This is a genomic window from Pseudomonas sp. MF6755 (assembly GCF_016405635.1).
Classification (GTDB): domain Bacteria; phylum Pseudomonadota; class Gammaproteobacteria; order Pseudomonadales; family Pseudomonadaceae; genus Aquipseudomonas; species Aquipseudomonas haemolytica.
Genome location: NZ_JAEKDA010000012.1, coordinates 1 through 20,939 on the forward strand (window position 1 = coordinate 1; position 20,939 = coordinate 20,939).

18 protein-coding genes are annotated in these 20,939 nt (G+C 59.6%); 16 read left to right on the forward strand and 2 right to left on the reverse strand.

Annotated elements, in window-relative coordinates:
- Nucleotides 1–533 precede the first annotated feature (533 nt).
- The 15 genes from tssA (at nucleotide 534) to JFT66_RS17080 (ending at nucleotide 17,916) form a co-directional block, all read left to right on the forward strand.
- A complete protein-coding gene (gene tssA, locus JFT66_RS17010; RefSeq protein ID WP_198859706.1) occupies nucleotides 534–2,087 on the forward strand; it encodes a type VI secretion system protein TssA in 1,554 nt (517 codons plus the stop codon).
- Between the two features lie 26 nt (nucleotides 2,088–2,113).
- Nucleotides 2,114–2,611, forward strand: coding sequence for a type VI secretion system contractile sheath small subunit (tssB, locus tag JFT66_RS17015; protein WP_153839540.1), 498 nt, complete (start codon nucleotides 2,114–2,116; stop codon nucleotides 2,609–2,611).
- A 27-nt stretch (nucleotides 2,612–2,638) separates the two neighbouring features.
- Nucleotides 2,639–4,117, forward strand: coding sequence for a type VI secretion system contractile sheath large subunit (gene tssC, locus JFT66_RS17020; RefSeq protein WP_153839541.1), 1,479 nt, complete (start codon nucleotides 2,639–2,641; stop codon nucleotides 4,115–4,117).
- 14 nt (nucleotides 4,118–4,131) lie between these two features.
- The gene (gene tssE, locus JFT66_RS17025) at nucleotides 4,132–4,533 is read left to right on the forward strand and encodes a type VI secretion system baseplate subunit TssE (protein WP_198859783.1); all 402 of its coding nucleotides are present in this window, start codon (nucleotides 4,132–4,134) and stop codon (nucleotides 4,531–4,533) included.
- Nucleotides 4,523–6,310 carry a type VI secretion system baseplate subunit TssF gene (gene tssF, locus JFT66_RS17030; RefSeq protein WP_198859707.1) on the forward strand — a complete coding sequence of 596 codons (1,788 nt, stop codon included), beginning with the start codon at nucleotides 4,523–4,525 and terminating at the stop codon, nucleotides 6,308–6,310. Before tssE ends, tssF begins: the two co-directional genes overlap by 11 nt.
- Nucleotides 6,274–7,281 carry a type VI secretion system baseplate subunit TssG gene (tssG, locus tag JFT66_RS17035; RefSeq protein WP_153839543.1) on the forward strand — a complete coding sequence of 336 codons (1,008 nt, stop codon included), beginning with the start codon at nucleotides 6,274–6,276 and terminating at the stop codon, nucleotides 7,279–7,281. Before tssF ends, tssG begins: the two co-directional genes overlap by 37 nt.
- A gap of 97 nt (nucleotides 7,282–7,378) precedes the next feature.
- On the forward strand, nucleotides 7,379–8,908 hold the full coding sequence (locus JFT66_RS17040) for a sigma-54-dependent Fis family transcriptional regulator (RefSeq protein ID WP_198859708.1): 1,530 nt from the start codon (nucleotides 7,379–7,381) through the stop codon (nucleotides 8,906–8,908).
- A gap of 35 nt (nucleotides 8,909–8,943) precedes the next feature.
- Nucleotides 8,944–9,075: a type VI secretion protein gene (locus JFT66_RS17045; protein ID WP_153839545.1), complete on the forward strand. Its 132-nt coding sequence runs from the start codon at nucleotides 8,944–8,946 to the stop codon at nucleotides 9,073–9,075.
- 17 nt (nucleotides 9,076–9,092) lie between these two features.
- Entirely contained in the window at nucleotides 9,093–10,283 is a 1,191-nt protein-coding gene (gene tagH / locus JFT66_RS17050; protein WP_198859709.1) for a type VI secretion system-associated FHA domain protein TagH, read from the forward strand.
- 5 nt (nucleotides 10,284–10,288) lie between these two features.
- A complete protein-coding gene (gene tssJ, locus JFT66_RS17055; RefSeq protein ID WP_153839547.1) occupies nucleotides 10,289–10,774 on the forward strand; it encodes a type VI secretion system lipoprotein TssJ in 486 nt (161 codons plus the stop codon).
- A gap of 1 nt (nucleotide 10,775) precedes the next feature.
- The gene (gene tssK / locus JFT66_RS17060; protein ID WP_198859710.1) at nucleotides 10,776–12,104 is read left to right on the forward strand and encodes a type VI secretion system baseplate subunit TssK; all 1,329 of its coding nucleotides are present in this window, start codon (nucleotides 10,776–10,778) and stop codon (nucleotides 12,102–12,104) included.
- 5 nt (nucleotides 12,105–12,109) lie between these two features.
- Entirely contained in the window at nucleotides 12,110–12,970 is an 861-nt protein-coding gene (gene icmH / locus JFT66_RS17065) for a type IVB secretion system protein IcmH/DotU (RefSeq protein WP_198859711.1), read from the forward strand.
- Between the two features lie 16 nt (nucleotides 12,971–12,986).
- Nucleotides 12,987–16,349 (forward strand): type VI secretion system membrane subunit TssM, encoded by a 3,363-nt coding sequence (gene tssM / locus JFT66_RS17070; protein ID WP_198859712.1) that lies wholly within the window; start codon nucleotides 12,987–12,989, stop codon nucleotides 16,347–16,349.
- Nucleotides 16,316–17,077, forward strand: a complete 762-nt coding sequence (locus JFT66_RS17075; protein ID WP_052224591.1) for a PP2C family protein-serine/threonine phosphatase — start codon at nucleotides 16,316–16,318, stop codon at nucleotides 17,075–17,077. The genes tssM and JFT66_RS17075 overlap by 34 nt, the downstream gene beginning before the upstream one ends.
- Nucleotides 17,074–17,916, forward strand: coding sequence for a serine/threonine-protein kinase (locus tag JFT66_RS17080; RefSeq protein WP_198859713.1), 843 nt, complete (start codon nucleotides 17,074–17,076; stop codon nucleotides 17,914–17,916). Before JFT66_RS17075 ends, JFT66_RS17080 begins: the two co-directional genes overlap by 4 nt.
- Before the next feature lie 8 nt (nucleotides 17,917–17,924).
- Here JFT66_RS17080 and JFT66_RS17085 read toward each other — a convergent pair whose 3' ends face one another.
- Both JFT66_RS17085 and JFT66_RS17090 read right to left on the reverse strand, forming a co-directional pair.
- Entirely contained in the window at nucleotides 17,925–18,254 is a 330-nt protein-coding gene (locus JFT66_RS17085) for a DUF6388 family protein (protein ID WP_198859714.1), read from the reverse strand.
- Between the two features lie 11 nt (nucleotides 18,255–18,265).
- Nucleotides 18,266–18,520, reverse strand: a complete 255-nt coding sequence (locus JFT66_RS17090; RefSeq protein WP_233094268.1) for a hypothetical protein — start codon at nucleotides 18,518–18,520, stop codon at nucleotides 18,266–18,268.
- Nucleotides 18,521–18,866: 346 nt separating this feature from the next.
- On the opposite strand from JFT66_RS17090, the gene JFT66_RS17095 reads away from it, so the two are divergent.
- The gene (locus JFT66_RS17095; RefSeq protein WP_198859715.1) at nucleotides 18,867–20,936 is read left to right on the forward strand and encodes an EAL domain-containing protein; all 2,070 of its coding nucleotides are present in this window, start codon (nucleotides 18,867–18,869) and stop codon (nucleotides 20,934–20,936) included.
- Nucleotides 20,937–20,939: the final 3 nt, after the last annotated feature.

A 20,939-nucleotide genomic window follows, 5' to 3' on the forward strand; every position in this document is an offset into this window, starting at 1 on the left:
GGGGTCCGGGTGGCGAAAACGTAAGAAATACTCGTCGAATTGATTGTTTTTTGATCATTTGGCGAGTTTAAAAGTTGCGCTAGGTGGTATGCCGGGGAAATACATGGCTACTTCAGACCATCCTTAACAAGAAGCGTGCCTGAAAGTGTGAGGGGCAATGAAGTTAAGGTGATAACGGTTTAATGCTCGGATTTTTGGAAGTTGTTGTCGGGCTGCGGCTGTTTTTACGCCTGTAAGTTGCACATGTATGCGCATTTAGTTGCTCATGTCATTTGTTCTGGAAATACGCGGTCGTGCGAGGCAGACGGTTATTTTTGTGTGATATCCCTGCGCAAATAACTGCGCAGGCGCCTATTTGCCGTTGCGTGTAGGAAGTTTCTTAAGTTCCGTTCCGTTACTTGCTGATTGCTTTTTCCATGGCTAAGGTTCGCACACTTCGATGTGTTTTGAACGGAAGTTAAAGGGCAATCTGATGCGTACTTCAATGGCGCTAAGTTTGCCTATTTTGCCCTGGACGGTTTGTGTGGCCCAAAATGGTTTATTCAGAAAATCTTATTGTTTATTACCGGGAACTTGCACGAACAGCCTGCTCTTCAGGCAGTTTTGTTGGCAGTGACATGCGTTTCTCCAGCGAGTTTGAAACGCTGGAAGCCGAGCTTGGCAAGGCACAATCGATTCATGATACGGGGCTGCCGGATTGGCAGAAGGTCAGCGAAATCAGCGAGTGCCTGCTGCGTGAGCATTCCAAGGATCTGCGCGTCGCGGCCTGGTTGACCTGGGCGCTGTATCAGCGTGACTCCTTTACTGGGCTGCTGGCCGGTCTCGGGTTGCTGCTTGAGCTCTGCGAACACCATTGGGCGGATGTCTACCCTGCCAAGCTGCGTACCCGGGTAGCGGCATTTGGCTGGTTGGTATCGCGCCTCGAGCACGCATTTGCACAACACCTGTCGCTCAGCGATCAACGGCCATTATTCCAGGTGCTGTTGGAGCACCTCGAACGTCTGGATCAGTTATGGGCCCACCATCTTGGCGGCGATGCTCCCTTGCTGCTGCCGATTCGCCGACAGCTCTCGGAGCGCCTGGCCCATGCCGCGCAAGGTGCGGCGCAACCTGGCGGCGTCGCGGGCGCCATTGCCCACGTCACGCAAGCGACAACCCCGTTGTTCAAGCCCGAGCATTCGGTCAACAACGAGAAAGACGCGCACAAACTGCTACGGGCATTACAGGAACAGGCCCGCCCTTTATGTGCCTGGTGGTTGCGTCAGAACGCCGCCGACCTGCGTGCCCTGCGCCTGGGGCGAACCTTGGCATGGCTGATGCTCGTCAGCTATCCCGACGCCAACAGTGAACGGATAACGGCTCTGCGCCCGTTGGCCGCCGACAAGCTCAAGCGCTATCAGGACCGGTTCAGCCAAGGTCATTACGCCGATGTGCTACTTGAGCTCGAGGCCAGCCTGGCCGGTGCATTGTTCTGGTTCGATGGCTTGCGCATGGCGTGGGAGTGCCTGGAGGCCTTGCGCGCAGACCTGGCCATGACCGAGCTGGAAATGCATTTCGCGCTGCTGCTACAGCGTCTGCCGAGCCTGCCTGAGTACAGGTTCGACGACGGCACTCCCTTTGCCAACCCCGCGACAGGCGAGTGGATCGCGCTCCACGTTATGCGCCATGTGCGTAAACCCGAGCCGTCCAACGTGGTAGCCGAGGTGACCAGCGAGCCCTGGGAAATCGCGTTGCAGGCGGTGATGCCCTGTTTGCGCAAGGATGGACTCAAGGCTGCGGTCGGCGTGCTCAAGCAAGGCTTGCAAGGCGCGTGCAACGATCGCACCCGCTTTCATTGGCGCCTGGCACTGGCCAGGTTGTGTGTGGCGGCCGGCAAGCACGACCTGGCCAGGATCCAACTGGAACACCTCGACCTTCAATTGCAGCGCACGGGCCTGGAGAGCTGGGAGCCGACATTGGCCGTACAAGTCTGTCAGCTCCTGTGCCGCTGTTATGACCTGTTGCCACAAAACCAGGCCTTACGCGACGGCAAGGACGCCCTGCATCGCCGGTTGTGCCATTTCGACCTAGAAGCAGTACTCGAATAAAGCCTCATCAAAAAAGGAAAAGCTCCATGGCCAAAGATGGTTCGGTAGCCCCCAAGGAACGTATCAATATCACCTTCAAACCCGCCGTCGGTGGAGCCCAGGAAGAAGTCGAGCTGCCGCTGAAGCTGATGGTGCTGGGGGACTTTTCCCTGCGTGCGGACCCACGCAAGCTGGAAGATCGCAAACCTATCGGCATCGACAAGCACACCTTTGACGAAGTGTTGGCCAAGCAAGCGTTGAGCCTGACGCTCAGCGTTCCCGACCGCCTCCAGGATCAAGCCGATGGGGATGAGCTGGCGATCCAGGTCCGGATCAACGCGATGAAGGACTTCAACCCCGCGAACCTGGTCGAGCAGATCCCGGAGTTGCAGAAGCTGATGGCATTGCGTGAAGCATTGGTGGCGCTCAAGGGCCCACTGGGGAACACGCCGAGCTTTCGCAAGGCCATTGAGCAGGTATTGGCCAATGGCGATTCCCGCTCTCGGGTCCTGGCCGAATTGGGCCTGGACAGCCCTGAAGCCTGACATTTTCAGTAAAAGGACACTGACACCATGACGACGATTCAGCACGACCTGCAACCCGTACACGTCACCCAAGCCAGCAGCATCCTCGATAACATCGTTGCCCAGACATTGCTGAGCGCCGACGACGAGGCTTACGACATCGCCAAGCGCGGCGTGTCGGCGTTTATTGCAGAGCTGGTCAGGCCACACAACCGCGGCGAACCGGTAAAGAAGCGTCTGGTCGACCGGATGATCGCCGAGATCGATACCAAGCTCAGCCAACAAATGGATGAGATTCTGCACCACCCGGATTTTCAAGCGTTGGAGGCTTCCTGGCGAGGGCTTCAGTTGCTGGTCGAGCGCACCAATTTTCGCGAGAACATCAAGATCGAGCTGTTGAATGTCTCGCGCCAGGACCTGTTGGAGGATTTCGAAGACTCATCGGAAATTACCCAATCCGGGCTTTACAAGCATGTGTACAGCGCTGAATACGGTCAGTTCGGCGGGCAGCCGGTGGGCGCGATCATTGCCAACTACTTTCTCTCGCCCAGTGCTCCCGATGTGAAGCTGATGCAGTACGCTTCCAGCGTCGCCAGCATGGCCCATGCACCCTTCATTGCCGCTGCAGGGCCGAGTTTCTTTGGCTTGGAAAGCTTCACCGGGCTGCCCGACCTGAAGGACCTGCGGGACCATTTCGAAGGCCCGCAGTTTGCCAAGTGGCAAAGTTTTCGCCAGAGCGAAGACGCCCGATATATTGGCCTTACCGTTCCGCGCTTTCTATTACGCACCCCGTACGACCCCCTTGATTGTCCAGTCAAGACCTTCGCCTATCAGGAAAACGTGGTTAACAGCCACGAGCACTATTTGTGGGGCAATACTGCCTATGCTTTTGCTACGCGCCTGACCGACAGCTTCGCGCGCTTTCGCTGGTGCCCGAACATTATCGGCCCCCAAAGCGGCGGGGCCGTCGAAGACCTTCCGCTGCATCACTTCCAGAGCATGGGCGAGATCGAAACCAAGATCCCTACCGAGGTGCTGGTATCGGACCGTCGCGAGTACGAGCTGGCGCAAGAGGGTTTCATCGCCTTGACCATGCGCAAGGGCAGCGATAACGCAGCGTTCTTTTCCGCCAGCTCTGTGCAGAAACCCAAATCCTTTGGCACCAGTGAAGAAGGCAGGGCGGCAGAGCTGAACTATCGGTTGGGCACCCAATTGCCCTACATGATGGTGGTCAACCGTCTGACCCATTATCTCAAGGTGCTGCAACGCGAGCAGTTGGGCTCTTGGAAAGAGCGCACGGACCTGGAGTTGGAGCTCAACAAGTGGATTCGCCAATATGTGGCGGATCAGGAAAACCCCAGTGCTGAAGTACGTGGGCGGCGTCCGCTGCGTGCTGCACGTATCGTCGTCAGCGATGTCGAGGGCGAGCCTGGCTGGTACCGGGTCAGTGTGAGTGTGCGCCCGCATTTCAAGTACATGGGGGCAGACTTCACCTTGTCCCTGGTCGGTAAGCTCGATAAAGAATGAGCAGAGGCCAGGGCATGCTTGAGCACAACAGCCTTTTCGAACGCCTTGAGTACGGTGCGCAGGCCCGGGCGTGTCCGGTGGCTTCCGTCGCCGCACATCTGGGAAAAATGCTCAGCACTCGCGAGGGCAGTGTCCAGGCACTGCCTGACTATGACTTGCCTGACCTCAATGATATGCGGCTCAGCCTGCATGAATCCTTGACTCAGTCGCGGCTGCATATCGAGCGCGTCATCCAGGTCTATGAACCGCGGCTGGCGAGTGTGCGTGTCAGGCTGTTGCCTGGTGCTCGTGAGTCCTTGGCCCTGGCATTTGCCATTGAGGCTGAGCTGGTTATCGACGGCGTTCTGCAATCCGTGGTGTTCCACGCACGCCTGGCTGATCCTGGGCGGGTTGAGGTCTGTGCCGATGGCTTTTAACCGCTATTTTAAAAGCGAACTCAGTGCCTTGCGCCAACTAGGGCGGCGTTTTGCCGAGCGCAATCCCGCCCTTGCGCCGTTTCTCGCGGAGGCTGGCCAGGACCCGGATGTCGAACGCTTGCTGGAGGGCTTTGCATTTCTGACCGCGCGCCTGCACCAGAAGCTGGATGACGAACTGCCAGAGTTGACGCATTCGCTGATGCACTTGCTATGGCCCCATTACATGCGGCCAATACCGGGCTTCAGCATCCTGCAATTTGACCCCTTGAAACGTGCTGGCCCCAGCGTTCGAGTGGCTCGGGACACCGCCGTGGAAAGCGCCCCGATCCACGGCGAGCGTTGCCGGTTCCGTACATACTATGCCACCGACATCATGCCTTTGCAACTCAGTGCTCTGGATTACACATGCAAAGGCGAAGGTGCCTGGCTGGACTTGCGTCTGACCATGAGTGCCGAAGGTAACTTCAGTGAGCTGGCATTTGATTCGCTGCGACTGCACCTGGCCGGAGACCACTACCTCAGCCAGGGCCTGTACCTCAGCCTGTTGCGCCATCTCGATGGCATTTGCTTGCAACTCCTGGATCACGACGGTCTGCCCGTCAGCACCAACGATGGCCAACCTGTGGCGCTGCGGCTCAATGCCGGCCAGGTCCGGCCGGTGGGGTTTTCCCCGGAGCATGCGCTGATTCCTTATCCGCAGAACACCTTCGGTGGTTACCGGCACCTGCAGGAGTACTTCGCCTTTCCCGAGAAGTACCTGTTTATCGATGTCGAAGGGCTGGATGTAGTGCACTCACTGTCCCATGAGTTGCTTCGGCAGGTGCATGGCATGGTGATGCGCTTCGAACTTCGTACCCAGGGCCGTGAGCCTCAGCGACCTACCCTGGACAATGTGAAGCTGTACTGCACGCCCATCGTCAACCTGTTCAAACAGGATGCGATCCCCATTCGCCTGGACGGTAAACAGGATGAGTATCTCCTGGTGCCTGGGGAATATACGCCGGGCAATGCCGGTGTGTTTTCCGTGGACCTGGTCACCGGGTGGCGCCCTGGCGGGCTGGGCTACCAAACCTATGTGCCGTTCGAGTCGTTTGAACATGACAGCGCCAGTGAGCCTATGGCGGCACCGCCCAGTTACAGCATTCGCCAACGCTCTTCGGTGCAGCATGCCGGCCTGGACACCTGGATGGGATTCGGTAACCGGCGCGAACAGGGCCAGGAAACCCTGTCAATCGAACTGACCTGTACCAACGGCAACCTGCCGCAGCGGCTACGCGCAGGCGAGATCAACCAGCCCGGCGAGCAGACCCCGGAGTCGTTGACGTTCCGCAACATCAGCACGCCAACTGCTAGCTTCGCGCCGCCACTGGACCAGGATTTCCTGTGGAAACTCATCAGTAACATGTCACTCAACTATTTATCGTTGACCGATATCAATGCCTTGAAAGTGATTCTCGAAACCTATGATCTGCCGCGTTATCACGATCGACAGGCGCTGAAGGTCAGCCAGAAAAGATTGGGTGCCTTGCGTTCAATCCGCCATGAGGCCGTGGATCGACTGCACCGTGGTCTGCCTGTCCGTGGCTTGCGGGTCGACCTGACGCTCGATGCCCAGGGCTTTGTCGGCCAGGGCGACCTGTTCGTATTCGCTTCTGTCCTCAATCAGTTTTTTGCCCTCTATGCCAGCCTCAATTCATATCACGAGTTGCGAGTCATCAGCACACAAGGAGACGTGTATCAATGGCCATCGCGGATGGGACAGCAACCCCTGCTCTGACTCACCTTTGCCGTGTTATTCGTGAGTACACGCTATTTCAGGCGGTTCTGCAGGTCACCGAGCGACTGCGCGAAGCCCATCCACTGCTGGATGACGACGCGCTGTACGACCAGTTGGAGTTTCAGGCCAATCCTGGATTGGGGTTTGCCGCGCACGATATCGACCGGGTGGAGTTCTTCAAGGAGAACGGGCATTTGCGCGCTCGCCTGCGCCTCAACGTGTTGGGGTTATTCGGTGCCGGGTCACCACTGCCTGCGTTTTATGGTGAGCAGGCATCTGCCGAGCGATCGGGTGGCAACCCGACTCGAGACTTCCTTGATCTGTTCCACCACCGTCTACATCGCCTGATGCTGCCGATCTGGCGCAAATACCGCTATCGGGCATGTTTCCAGGCAGGTGCCAACGATCGGCTTTCCGAGCAGATGTTTGCCTTGATGGGGCTGGGTGGCAGCGCAATCAGAGGCGCTTCGCAACTCGATTGCAAGCGCCTGCTGCCTTACCTGGGCCTGCTGAGTTTACGCGTGCACTCGGCTGCGTTGATCGAGTCTGTGCTGCGTTACTACTTCAAGCACGACGCGCTGTTTATCGAGCAGTGGGTTGAACGCACGGTCCAGGTCAATCCGTTGCAGCGTAATGACCTGGGGCGGGCCAATTGCGCCCTTGGCCAGGATCTGGTCCTGGGGCACCGCATCGCTGACCGCAGCGGCAAGTTCAGGGTGCATGTGCGGGCGCTGAACTGGCAGCGTTTTCACGATTTCCTGCCCACGGGGAGGGCGTATCAGCCGCTTTGCTCGCTGGTGCGTCTGACCCTGCGGGATCCCTTGGAATATGACCTGCGCCTGGTGTTGGCTGAGGGTCAGATCAGGGCGTTGCATATCGGAGAAAACACGGTTTGCCGCCTGGGCTGGACCACTTGGCTGGAACATGAACGGGCCGACGGCGTGGTCACGCTTACCGGCAATTTTCATTAGGGACGAATGACCATGATTAATCTGGACCTGCAACAACTGATCCGCACACTGTCGGCACAGAGGATGGCAATGGCCGGCACAACTGCGAGTTCAGCCGATGACCAATAAGCTGCCTGGCGAATTGTCCGCCCCACTGGTATATGCCGATGCGCTGTCCGCCTGCTTCACACGCCTGGGGTTGGAACGTGATGAACACTCATTGGCCCAGGTGTGCGTTGCCGGGGCCGCGCGACTGAGCCAGTGCGAACTCAGCCAGTTGTACCTGCTCGATGAAGTGACCGGCGGGCTTGAACTTATCGCCCAACATTTACCCCAGGTGCCGTCGCTGGCCGTCGCCCCCTCTCATCCCGAGTTGCACCACCAACAACTGCTGCACTACGCCTTGAACCAAGGCGCCGTCCTGAGTCTGGAAGATGTGCAACGCAGTTGCTATGACGCGCGTTTCCTGCCGGCGTTGGCGACACCTTGGCGTGCACTTTTAAGCGTGCCGCTGTTCAACCGGTGCGAGCGCATTGTCGGTGTGCTGGTGTGCGCCCGCCAACAGCCGGCCCAGTTGCAAGCCTACGCAACATCCTTGGGGCAACTGGGCAGTTTTGCCCTGAATCAGCTAGTCGTATTGCGCAGTATGCGGCCCAACGGCGGCGTAAAGCCGAGTCGCACCCGACCGTTGGCCCGGGCATACGGCTTGATCGGCACCAGTGCGGCGATGGAGCAGACGTGCCAGTTGATCACTAAAGTGCTGCATACCGCTTACACCGTGCTGTTGTGCGGCGAGACCGGCACTGGCAAGGAAGTGGTGGCCCGGGCGATTCATGCGGGCGGCCCGCGCGGGGCCAAGCCTTTCGTCGTGCAAAACTGTGCAGCGTTCCCGGAAGGGCTGCTCGAGAGCGAGCTTTTCGGCTATCGCAAAGGCGCGTTCACGGGCGCCGAGCGCAATCATGCGGGGCTGTTTGACGCCGCCCACGGCGGGACGTTGCTGCTGGATGAAATCGGCGATATGCCCCTGTCACTGCAAGCCAAGTTGCTACGGGTTCTGCAGGAGGGCGAGGTGCGCCCGTTGGGCGCCAGTGCGGCACACAAGGTCGATGTACGCATTATTGCGGCAACCCATTGCGACCTCAATGCGATGGTCGAGGAGGGACGCTTTCGCGCAGACCTTTATTACCGGCTCGCACAGTTCCCCATCACGTTGCCGGCCCTGCGTGAGCAAGACGGTGATGTGCAGCAACTGGCGCGCCATTTCACTGACAAGGCTTGCGCAGCGTTGGAGAGGGCGCCTGTTGACTGGTCCAATAGCGCTCTTGACCAACTGTCGAGCCACGGTTTTCCCGGCAACGTACGCGAGCTCAAATGCCTGGTAGAGCGCGCCGTGTTGTTGTGTGACCACAGCGTGATCCTGCCCGAGCACCTGGCGCTGCCGCGGACACCGGCGCTATCCGCTACCGATGATGTGACCCTGCGTCAGCGTATGGAGCGGGTGGAGCGGGCGTTCTTGCTCGATTGCTTGCACAGGAACCACGGTAATCGCACCCGTACCGCGCGGGAGTTGGGCGTTGCCCGGCGCACGCTGCTCTATCGTCTTGCACGCTTGAACATTCCCTTTGGTGATGCCAGGGAGAAACGCTGAATGGCGCACTTGATTTTTATTGTGGGAGAAACCTGATGCCTGATCGTCCATGGCACGCCGTCGTGCTTGTGTTGTGTTTGCTGGGTGGCTGTAACGCGAACTATGTATTCGATGATGCCGAGTACCGTCCTTTGGGTGACCCGCAGGCGATCATTCGTGGTCGATGAATGGAGGGGTGGCGACGATGCAGCTTCTGTTTGAGGTCTGCGCGGTCGAGCGCGACAAGGCCGCACCTTTGGACCAAAAAGTATTCGACGGCGCAGGCGGTGTGATCGGTCGTGGCTCCGGGTGTGACTGGGTGATACCCGACCCCAGCCGCGTACTCTCCAGTCACCATGGGTTGGTCGGTTACCGTGAAGGCCGCTATTTCCTGACTGATATCAGTCGCAACGGTATCGGGGTGGCGGGCAGCCCCGAACGCCTGCGCAAGGGGCAGGCGCGATTGATCAGCGATGGCGATGTGTTTGAACTGGGGTCGTTGGCGATACGTGCGCGGCTACTGGAACCGACCCAATCTGCCGGCGAGCTACGGGCCACCGCGTCAGTGACGATTCCCGATGATGCCTTCCTGTCGCTTGACCCTCTGCATGGGCTGGACCTTGATCACCAGCGGCAGGCTACCTCGGATGACCTGGGGGCTTTGGATGAGGTCGTCGACGAGCAAGGGGCGTGGGCGGACACCCACGGTCCCGAATGGGAGCATGTGGTATTCCCACAGCGGGCAGAACCCTTGGTGGAGGGGCCCGCATTGCACGCTGTTGCGTCGACTGCGCCGACTGATGAGGTGTTCTGGTCACAGTTTGCCGCGGCCCTTGGCGTAGGCCTGGATGCCCTCGACCAACCAGGCAAGGAGGCGCTGGCGATCAAGGTGGCGCGCTTGTTTCGCTTGGCGATCGAGGGGCTGCAGCAGAGCCTGCGCACTCGTGAAGAGTTGAATAACGAGCTGGGCAGGGCACCGCTAGACAGCCAGGACGCCGGACAGAACCCCTTGAAGATGTACAGCGATACCCAAGCGGCGTTAGCCGCGATGTTGGATGCAAAAGAGTTGGGCCAACTGCCCGCAGTACGGGCTATCGCACAGGCTCATCGGGAACTGCAAATACACCAGGTCGCGCTGTTGGCGGCCTGTCGAAGCGCCGTACGGAACACCCGCGCCGCCTTTGAGCCAGGCCATTTGCTGGGGTGCTTTGAGTCTCAGGGCAAGTCGCCCAGGTTTTTCACGGATGGTGGGCATTGGCGTGCTTACCAACGTCACTACCAACGGTTGGTGGCGCGAGAACGGTTGCTCGATCGCCCCTTGGGTGGCGATTTCGCCAAGGCGTATGAGGAACAGGTGCGCCTGATCTCCACCCTGCACATTGATTTTTCAGGATGATATTCATGTATAGAGCCACCCTCACTTCGCTGTTGCTCTTGCTGGGCCTGCTGGCTGGCTGCAGCACGCTGTCGCCTTTTTCCACGCTGACCAAGCTGGACGTGGTGCTGACTGCCAGCGAGCACGTCAACCCTGACCTGCACGGCCGCCCGTCCCCAGTGGTGGTGCATTTGATTGAACTGCGTCATGGCGGGGCCTTTGAACATGCCGACTTCTTCGGCCTGTATGGCAATGCGCAGCAGGTGCTACCAAAAGACTGGGTAAACAGCGAGGAAGTTGAATTGCGCCCGGGTGATCGCCTGGCGTTCAAACTTCGTATCGGGCCTGACAGTCGTTTTGTGGGAGTGCTGGCGGCTTATCGAGACTTGCCGCATGTCCAGTGGCGGCTGCTGCTACCCGTAACCGCGCAGCAATTGAACCGGGCCGACCTGGTGCTGGGCCAGGCCGGTATACACGCTGCCGGCTCGCTTGCCGGCGTGGAGACCCAGTGACATGCCTGTTCATAAAGTTATCTGGCAGGAAGGCATGCTGTTGCGGCCCCAGCACTTGCAGCACAACGATCGCTATTACCACCAGCAGCTTAACCAGACGCGTCTGTTGGGCAGTGATGCCTGGGGCTTGCTCACGCTGGAACTCAATATGCAGTACCTCAAGCTAGGCAAGCTGGTGGTCAACCACGCCAGTGGCGTCTTGCCGGACGGTAGCCTGTTTGACTTGAGTACCGCCATGGAGCCACTGGTGTTGCAGGTGCCCACTGATGCGGGCAAGCAAGGGGTTTACCTGGCGCTGCCCCTGGCTAGCGGCACCTGCCTTGACGTCCGTCAACCAGAGCAGAGTGATGTTCTGGCGCGCTACCTCAGCTGTGAAGTGGAAGTGGGGGACTCCAACGTCGGTGTGGATGCACGTTGCCGGATCAACTGTGCTCGCCCCGATTTACGTCTCCTGCTGGGCGAACAGCCGGGTGACCAGCGCTTCGTCAAGCTCAAGGTTGCCCAGGTACTGGATGCCACTGGTGAAGGGGGCGTGATCCTCGATACGGCGTTTGTCCCCACGTTCATTTTCGTGCAGGAGCATGGGTACGTGGCGTCATGTCTCAAGGAGGTGGTCGGCTTGCTTGCCAGCCGGGGCGATGCCATTGCGGCGCGCATTCGCGGGGAGAGCACGGCCGCCGGTACGCAACTCGGTGACTTTCTGATGCTGCAAGTGATCAATCGCACCGAGTTGGAGTTGCGGCACTGCCTGAGCCAGGCCCGGGTCCGGCCCGAAGCGATGTTCCGCGCGCTGGTGTCGATGCTGGGTGAGTTATCAACGTTCGCCAGTGACAGTAAGCGTGCGCATCTGGATGTGCATTACCAGCACGCCGACCAGGGCGCCAGTTTTCGCGGGCTGATGGAGCGTGTACGTGCGGTGCTGTCGGTGGTGTTGGAGCAACATGCGATCGAGCTGACATTGCAGCCACGTCAGTACGGGGTGCTGGTGTGCCCGGTAAGCGAGTTGAAATTGCTCGGTACGGCCACGTTCATTCTGGCAGCCACTGCGCAGTGTGACGCGGAGGAACTGCGCCAGCGCCTGCCGGCGCACCTGAAGGTCGGGCCGGTAGAGCGCATACGTGAATTGGTCAACCTGCACTTGGCCGGTATCAAGGTCAAGCCCCTGCCAGTGGCGCCGCGACAGATTCCGTTTCATGCCGGCAAAACCTATTTCATGCTCGATATGAGCAGCCGAGATATCGCACAGCTGGAGCAGTCGGGTGGTTTCGCTTTCCATGTGGGGGGTGAATTCGCCGGGCTTGAACTCAACTTCTGGGCCATCAGGAACTGAATGCCATGGACAGTGAATACACTCAGGATGAAAAAACCGTCCTGCTTGACCGTGAGAGTCATGGGCCTGCACAGGGGCCGTTGACGGACTTCCCGTCGCCGCCGCGTTATGAGCAGTTGGAAGACCGCATGATCTACGCCGGCCATATGCTCGAGACCCTGAGCTTCAAGGCTGGGCTCAACCCTGTGGTGGCTGCCGCCTGGGCGTTGTTGTCCGAGGTCGTGGGGCTCAAGGTCTGCTCCGGTCGTGAAAGCCTGGGCACGCTCAACGACCGATTGTCGTTGGCGGTGACTCAGTTCGAAACCCGTGCGTTGCAGGGCGGTGTTGAAAGCAGCCAGGTCATGTCGGCGCGCTATGTGTTGTGCAGTGTGCTCGATGAAGCGGTGGTCACTACGCCTTGGGGGGCCCAGAGCGAATGGTCGAAGATGAGCCTGTTGAGCCGCTTTCATAACGAAACCTTCGGGGGCGAGAAGGTTTTCCAACTGTTGGAGCGACTGTCGCGCGACCCGGTGAAGCACCTGGCGTTGCTGGAACTGTTGTACCTGTGCCTGTCCTTGGGGTTCGAGGGCAAGTATCGGGTCATGGAGCGGGGCGTGTCGCAACTCGAGTCCGTTCGCGATGCCTTGTATCGTCAGATCAGGCATGTGCGCGGGGAGCCGCCGGCGTTGCCGCTACTGCCTGCAGCACTGGGGGCGGGCCGGCGCAAGTGGCCCCGTGTCATTCCCGCCGGCTGGTTGGTGGTCTTCACCCTGGTCTGCTTGCTGGCTATGTACGCAGCATTTGCCTGGGTGCTGAGCAAGGAGCGGGCGACTGTGCTGCAACCCCTTCAATTTTCGGCGTCGGATCTGATCCGCACGCCCTTGTAAACGCTGGGAGCAATGAATGAGCGCATTTTTCAAGGGTGTGGGCGTGCTGCTGGGCAGGTTTTGGGTCTGGAGCCTTTTGCTGGTGCTCTCCTGTGCGGCAGCGGTGTGGTTTTTGGGGCCGTTGCTGGCGGTGGATGACCACCGCATCTGGCAGGGGGCACCTGCTCGCCTGGTCACTATCAGCGTCTTGTTTCTGCTGTGGGGGCTGGTGATGGCCTTTGCAGGGGGTGGCCGTGTCGCCAGGCGGCAAAGGCCTGAACCCTTGGAGCCCCACGAGCCGTTGACGTGGGTAGAGGACGAGCATCGATACGTACGCGGTCGGTTCAAGGAAGCCGTCCACTGGCTGAGAACATCCCGCCGTTATGGAGAGCGTAACGCGCGTTGGCGCCATGACCTGCCCTGGTACCTGTTGATCGGAGAGCAGGGCAGTGGCAAGACGCAACTGCTCGCGGCAGCCGGCTTGCAGTTATCGCCTGATCACGCTGATACCCGGCCGATGGGCAGCAGTGCACATTGTGACTGGTATTTCGCCGACGAAGGCGTACTCATCGACACTCCAGGGCGCTACTTGACCCAGCCCGACAGTTCAGTGGATGCCGCAGGCTGGGCCACCTTGCTGAACCTGCTCAGGTGGCGCCGCCGAGTGCGCCCGCTCAATGGCGTGGTGGTAACGCTGTCGGTAGACACGCTGTTGAGCACCAACGAGTACGACCTGGACCACCATGCTCGTCGTGTACATTCGCGCTTGCAGGAGGTGCAACAGACGTTGCATGTGGATGTGCCGATCTACCTGGTGTTGACCCAGGCCGACCGATTGCCGGGGTTCGCTGAGTTCTTTGACTCACTCCATGGGGAAAGCGCCGACAGCGTACTTGGGCAGCACCTGGACGTCGGCACTGGAGGTACTGACATCACGCTGGTTCGCCAAGCGGTCGAGCGATTATTACAGCGCTTGAACAGTGAGCTGATTGTGCGATTACACCAGGAGCGCAGTGTCGAGCGTCGCGGCCAGATGCTGGAATTTCCCCAGCAGGCGGCACGAATATGTGAGCGCGTCAGCCTGTTTGTGGAAATGGCGTTTTCCGTTCATCGCTACCAACCTATCAATGGTTTGCGCGGGTTCTTCCTGACCTGCGCCGATGAGGGGCAGGCTCGCTTTGTGCAGGGCCTGTTCAATCGCGTGATCTTTGCCGAAGCCGACCTTGCGGGCCTGCAGGTTCACGAACAGCAGCGCATTCGTCGGCGCCAGGGGCTGCAGGCAATGGCTGTCGCACTGGTTCTTGGCAGTGTCGGCGGGCTGTGGATGCACAGTTTCACTATCAATCACCAACGCCTGGCGCAATTGGCGGCACTGACAGCACCTACGCCGCTCGTCCCGCCCGCCAGCGATGACAGCACGGCACTGTTGGCGCTGTTGGATGCGCGGCTGGCGGCGACCCAGGTTTTTCCTGCAGCGCAAGATGTACGCCTGGTCGAGCGTGCCGGTCTGTATCAGGGCGAGCTGAGCCGGCCCATGGTCGACCAAGCCTATGAGCAGGCGTTGCAACAACTGCTGGTTTGGCTAACCGCCGAGCTTGAAGAGCAGGTACACGCCAGCCTTGGGGATAGGGAGCGGATGCTGGACAACCTGCGCGCATACCTGATGCTCAATCTGCGCGAGCGCCGTGAGCCGACCTGGTTGGCACAGCATGTGACGGGCCTCTGGTCGGTGCGCTTTGCCGGGGATGCGCCGACACAAAAGCGCCTGAGCGAGCACTTTTCGCGCCTGCTTGAGCGGCCGTTTGTCGCGCCGCTCAACGAGGAACGGGTGGCCCAGGCCCGCGAAGCACTGAGGGGAGAGTCATTGGCCGATGTGGTGTATCGCGTCCTGCGCGAACAAGCACGCAACCTGGAGCCTTTGCGCCTGGCAGAGGGCAAGGTGTTTGCCGCCATCGACCCTCCTGTTCCCGGTTTTTATACAAAAAGGTATGTGCAGTACTTGGAGGCCCAGGGCCCGAAGTTGGTGAATGCCATCGCCCAGGATAACTGGGTGCTGGGGGAGGGCACCGACCTGGGTCCCCAGGAGTTGCGCCGGCTGATGACCGAACTGCAACAACGCTACTTCAGTGAGTATGCCGATGCCTGGAGCGACGTCCTCGGTCGTGTCAGGCTGCAACAGACCGACAACCTGCGCCAGGATGCCGAGCTGCTTATGAACCTGACATCAGCCCAGTCGCCCTTGATTGCGCTGTTGCAGCAGTTGCGCGAGAACACCCGGTTGCTGCCTGGTCACGAATTGTTGGACAAGGTGGCCCAGCGCCCGGGAGCGCTGGGCGGGGTGGCCAAGGCGGTGTTGGCGGATGAGCAGGCGGCGTTTTCCGATGTGCCGCGGCGGGCATTGCAACGGCGGTTTGAGCCCTTGCATCAGTTGCTTGATGAGCAGCAAAACCCCGGCGCAGCGTTGACACAGGCGTTACGCTTGCTGGACGAACTGCACTTGCAACTGACGGCATTGAACCGTGACAGCACGCCAGAGCAGGCGGCCTTCATGCGTGCCAGGCGACGTATGGAGGGGCAGCAGGATGTATTGGGCAATCTGCGAGATGCCGCTGCACGTCTACCGCTGCCGCTTGCCGGTTGGTTCGAGAGTTTGGCCGATGACAGTTGGCGGCATGTGTTGGAGCAGGCCTATGTGCACGTCAACCAGCGTTATCAGAGTGACGTGCAAAGTCTTTACGCCAAGGCGATTCGCCGACGTTACCCGTTCAACGCCCACGCGAGCAGCGATGTAGCCCTTAACGATTTTCAGGAGTTCTTCAAGCCACAAGGTGTGATGGCGCGTTTTTATGAAGGTTACCTGCGGCCATTTATCAGCGCCGACGGCGCCCGTTACAGGTTGCGTGGGCTGGATGGCCAGAGTTTGCCGGTTTCCCGTGCGTTGCTGGACCAGCTGATGAAAGCCCAGTTAATCCGCCGCGGCTTTTTCAACGAGGACGGCGGGGAATTGTCTGTGCGATTCAGTTTGGCGCCTTACAGCCTGGACCCATCGGTCAGCCGCGCGATCCTTCGGTTTGGCGACCAGCAGTTGGAGTATCGCCACGGCCCGATCGTGCCGATGGCGTTCCATTGGCCTACCGATGCAGACAACGGGCGCAGCAGCCTCGTGCTGGAGAGAGGCATGGAGCAGCGGCCATTGGGAATCGAGAAGAACACGGGGGCGTGGTCATTGTTCCGGTTTTTTGATCTGCTGCAGAAAGAACCTGCAAGTGGGCGAAATATGCATATTTTCAAGGCAGACCTTGCCGGCCTGCGCGCTAATTACCTGCTGACCAGCCAACGCACGCCTGGCCCGTTTGACATCGACACATGGCGCACCTTCCGATTGCCGGAGCAACTGTGAGCCAGGGGGGCGCCCAATGGCGTAGCGCTGGGCGTACGCAGCGAGGGCAGGCGCGGTTGCGCAATGAGGATGCATTCCTGGACAGCCCGCGCCTTGGCAGCTGGGCGGTGGCGGACGGAATGGGCGGGTATCGGCACGGGGATGTCGCTAGCCGGTGGGTGGTCAGCAACTTGGCGGCAGTATCGGCTCACGGCAACCTTGATCAGCGCATCAATGCAGTTCGGGAAAGTTTGCAGGGGGTCAACCAGCGCTTGAGGAATGAGTGGATAAAGCCGGGCGCAAAGGGTAACGAGATGGCGGGCAGTACCGTGGTTGCACTGCTCCTGGAGAAAGGCCGGGCGGCCTGTATCTGGGCGGGAGACAGTCGCTGCTATCTATGGCGCGGCCAGAGTCTCTACCAGTTGTCGAGGGATCACTCGCTGCTGCAGCGTCTCATGGATGAGCGTCACATCAGCGTGGCCCAAGCGCAGGCCTACCCTGGCGCCAGGGCCTTGACCCGGGCTGTGGGCGCGCGCTCGCGATTGCAACTTGAGGTGTTGGAACTCAGCACCCGTCCAGGGGATGTATTTTTATTGTGCAGTGATGGTCTGTACCAGGCCCTCAGCCATGTTGACCTCGGACGTGCATTGAGCATGGGAACTCCCCAGCAGGCGGTGGAGCGGTTATTTGCCGGGGCGTTGCGCAGACCGGTACGGGATGACCTGACTGCGGTAGTGGTGCAGCCTTGAACTCGGTGTCCCAACCCTCCCGTTTACTTGTTGGGCGTTATCACCTTGAGCACGTCCTGGGCAGGGGGGGCATGGGCGTGGTGTATCGGGCGCGCGACCTGTTGCACGAGCAGTTTGGCGAACCCCGTTCCAACGTGGCACTCAAGCTGCTGGGCGAATCCATTTCCCAGTGCGCCGATGCGCATGTGTTGTTGTACGGCGAGTTTGCATTGGCCCGCGGCCTGCGGCACGACCGTGTGATCAGGATGTTTTCGTTTGAGGTCGATACACACAGCCAGATTGCTTTTTTTACCATGGAGCTGTTGCAAGGGGTGACCCTCGACCGACTGCTTCTGGAATGCTCCTCTGGCTTGCCTTGGCGGGAACTGCAACCCATTGCCTTGCAATTGCTGGATGCATTGGTCTACACCCACCAGAAAAACGTTGTTCACGGGGATGTCAAACCGGCCAATGTCATGGTGGGCGACGAAGGCGTGCGTTTATTCGATTTTGGCCTGGGGCATGCACAATCGCAGGGGGCGGTGGGTTTGCCGAGTGTTAGCCGCAGCCGTTTCAATGCCTGGACACCCGCCTACGCAGCGCCGGAATTGCTGGCCGGCGGTGCGCTGACCACCGCTGCCGACGTGTACGGCGTGGCCTGCATCCTGTACGAGCTGGCCCACGGCAAGCGCATTGGCGAACGCACCTCCACGGGGCGGCTGCTGCGGCCCGTGCAACTGCCCAGGCATTGCTGGCCAGCGTTACGTTCGGCGTTGGCGATTGACCCGGAACACCGACGCATAACGGTCGCCGAACTGCGCGAAGTCATTGGCTGCAGCCGGCCACGATGGTACTTGTAGGGCGAGGGTCAAACGGCCAGGTCATGCAGGTGACAGTACTCCACCCAGTCCATGCCGGCCATCTGTGCAACTTCCTTGTGCACTTCGCGACGTTGGGCCTCGTAGGCTTCGTGGGACTCGGCCGTCAACTTGAGCGTCAGCTCCCAAGCGAACAGATGTTGCTGTTCAGCGTGCGCTTCGAAAGCTTCATGTAAGCGTTCGGCACGATACTGCGCCAGGGTTTCCCCTCTGGCCTGGGCTGCCAATGGGTTGAGGCTGTTCAGGTCGGCGGCGATCTGCGGGTGTTCGCGCAGGAATGTGTCCAGTGCGCGTTGGTAGGTATCGCTGGGTGCTGACAACGGCGTGCACCTTAGTGAGAAGGGCGGGAGCCGGTATCGGAGGCGCGTGCGCTGACGTGATGGCGAGCACGCTTGCGGGATCTGCGTCGCAACCAGCTATGCACAGGTGCCAGCAGAAAGAACATCAGGTAAGCGACCATTACCAATGCCAGGTCTACCCAGGTCTCAGCGACAGGCCCGGTAAACAGTTCAATGACGTTCTTGATGACAAATAGCAATACCACGCTGCATAACCACAGCAGGATGGTGACAAATAGGGGACTCATGTTACTCGACGGCTTGTCTTGCATAGTGAAGCTCTCTCTCCTTGGTGCCAGTTGTCGTACCGGGCTGGATTCCCTGAGCGCGCGCCCGTTGTTACGCAGTTTGTAACATCCTTTAACACGCAGAAAGGCGCGGATGATACCGACTCAGACAGCATTAGGGGATGACTCAGGTCAGAAAGTTCGATATTTCATGTGGGAATCAGTGCAGCGAGACCGCATTTACTGCTGAGAAAGCGTGGCGAGTGTTGGCAAAAGGCTTTCGCTTCCACTAGCAGGACGTGTAGCGTTAGCGAGTGTTTCCGGCCCTGGTTCCCAGCGGCATTCGGTGACGGGCAGAGGACGGCTCATGGGGCAAACGCTGTTCAAACTTTTCCTTACCCAGCGCCTGGCGGTTTTGGCCAGCACTGAATCGTTGCGTGCGATTCGTGAGGGATTGTTGTGGATCCTGCCGTGCCTGTTGGTGTCAGCCGGCTTTCTGATCCTCTCCGAATGCGCCCAGGTGCTGGGGTTTGGTCCGCAGGTGGTGGGCTTCCTGGCGGGTTTGCATAACCAGATCAGCTCAGTGATTCCATTACTGGTCGCGGCTTCCATCGGTTACATGTTGGCGATTCAGCACCGCCTGCCACAGCTGCCGGTAGCGTTCCTGTGCCTGGCTCATGTGGTGGTTGCAACCTTCATCCTGCGCGACTATCCGCGGGCTTCGGCCACTTTCCTGCTGTTTATCGCTATTGCCTCACCCTTGATCAATGTGCCGGCAATTGCCTGGCTGCACCGCTACCGTTGGACGCGCCTGGTCAACGAGGACCTGGTTGGCCATAACCTCAAGGGCACCATCAATATGGTGATCCCAGGTGCGATCACTGCGTTGGTGCTGGTGGTGGTGCTTTCGTTGCTGCTGCTGATCCCCTATGTGGCTCAGTTGCAGGGCCCCCAGGTGCTCGATGCGCTGCAAACGCCCTACGGTAGCGGGTTGTTCGTGACATTGATGAATTCGTTGCTGTGGTTCTTCGGCATTCATGGCGTGTATGCCATGCAGCCGCTGTTCGATGTACTGGACCAGGCCGTAGCGCTCAACGCTGCGGCGCTGGCGGCGGGGGAGCCGGTCCAGTACCTGCTAAACAGTGGTTTGCTGGGCAGTTTTGCCTTTATCGGAGGATCCGGCGCTACATTGTGTCTGCTGCTGGCGATCCTGCTGTTTTCCAACAGCCAGTCCATGCGATTGCTGGCGATTGCCAGTTTGCCGTTGTCGTTATTCAACGTCAGCGAGGTGCTGTTGTTCGGGTTGCCGATCATCCTCAACCCGCGATTGTTCATACCGTTTCTACTGGTGCCGGCGTTCAACACGATATTGGCGCTGACGGCGGTACAGTTGGGGTGGGTTTCGCCTTCGGTGGCCAGCGTGCCGTTTACCGCCCCGGTGCTGCTCAATGCCTACCTCAGCACCCATGGCGATGTGGCGGCCGTGGTGTTGCAACTGGCGCTATTGGGCGTAGGCACGCTGGTGTATGCGCCCTATGTACGGGCGATCCACCGCCAATCCACGGATGGCGGTACGGTGTACCTCAAGTCCTTGGACATGACCTTTCGTGGCCTTGAGGAAAAAGGCCGCCTACTGGAATTTGACCCGGTGCTGGCGTCCCACCGGAGCATGGCCCGGCAAGCCGTCGAATTGAGCCGCATCCAGCAGATCAGCGATTACGAGTTCTACCTTGAGTTCCAGCCCCAGGTGTCCACCCGCACCGGCCTGTGCACCGGGTGTGAGGCATTGATGCGCGCCCGGGACAGTCAAGGTAAGGTGCATTCACCCTGGGAGTTCCTGCAATGGCTGGCCCAGGCCAGGCTGATGCCGGACGTGGACATGTGGGTGGCATCCCAGGCTGTGCGCCAATATCAGAAATGGCAGAAGGTCGGCTTTGAGTTGCCGATGACCATCAATATTTCCAGTGCCACCCTGAAGGATGCTGCCTATGGGGATCGCTTGGTGGAAGTTCTCGCCCAGGCTCATGGCCTGGTGTCGGTGGAGATCACCGAAGATGCGCTGGTCAGCGATATCCCGGCGGCCCGCCAGACTATCCAGAAGCTGCAGTCCCTGGGCGCGAAAGTGTATCTCGATGACTTTGGCACCGGCTTTTCCGCATTGAGCTATTTGCACCAGTTTCCCGTGGACTTCATCAAGATCGATCGCAGCTTTGTGGTCGCCCAGCGCGACCCCAAGGGCGCCCAGGTGCTGACCGGCATGTTGCGTTTCTGCGAGGCGCTGAACCTGGGGGTGGTGGTTGAAGGCGTGGAGACCGCCGAACAGTTGGCTTTCTTGAATACGGGCCCTGAGTTGTTTATCCAGGGTTGGTATTTCAGCAAGGCATTGCCTGGCGATCAGGTGCCACGCTTTGTGCGTGAGCGGGTGGCTTGGGCTTGAGGG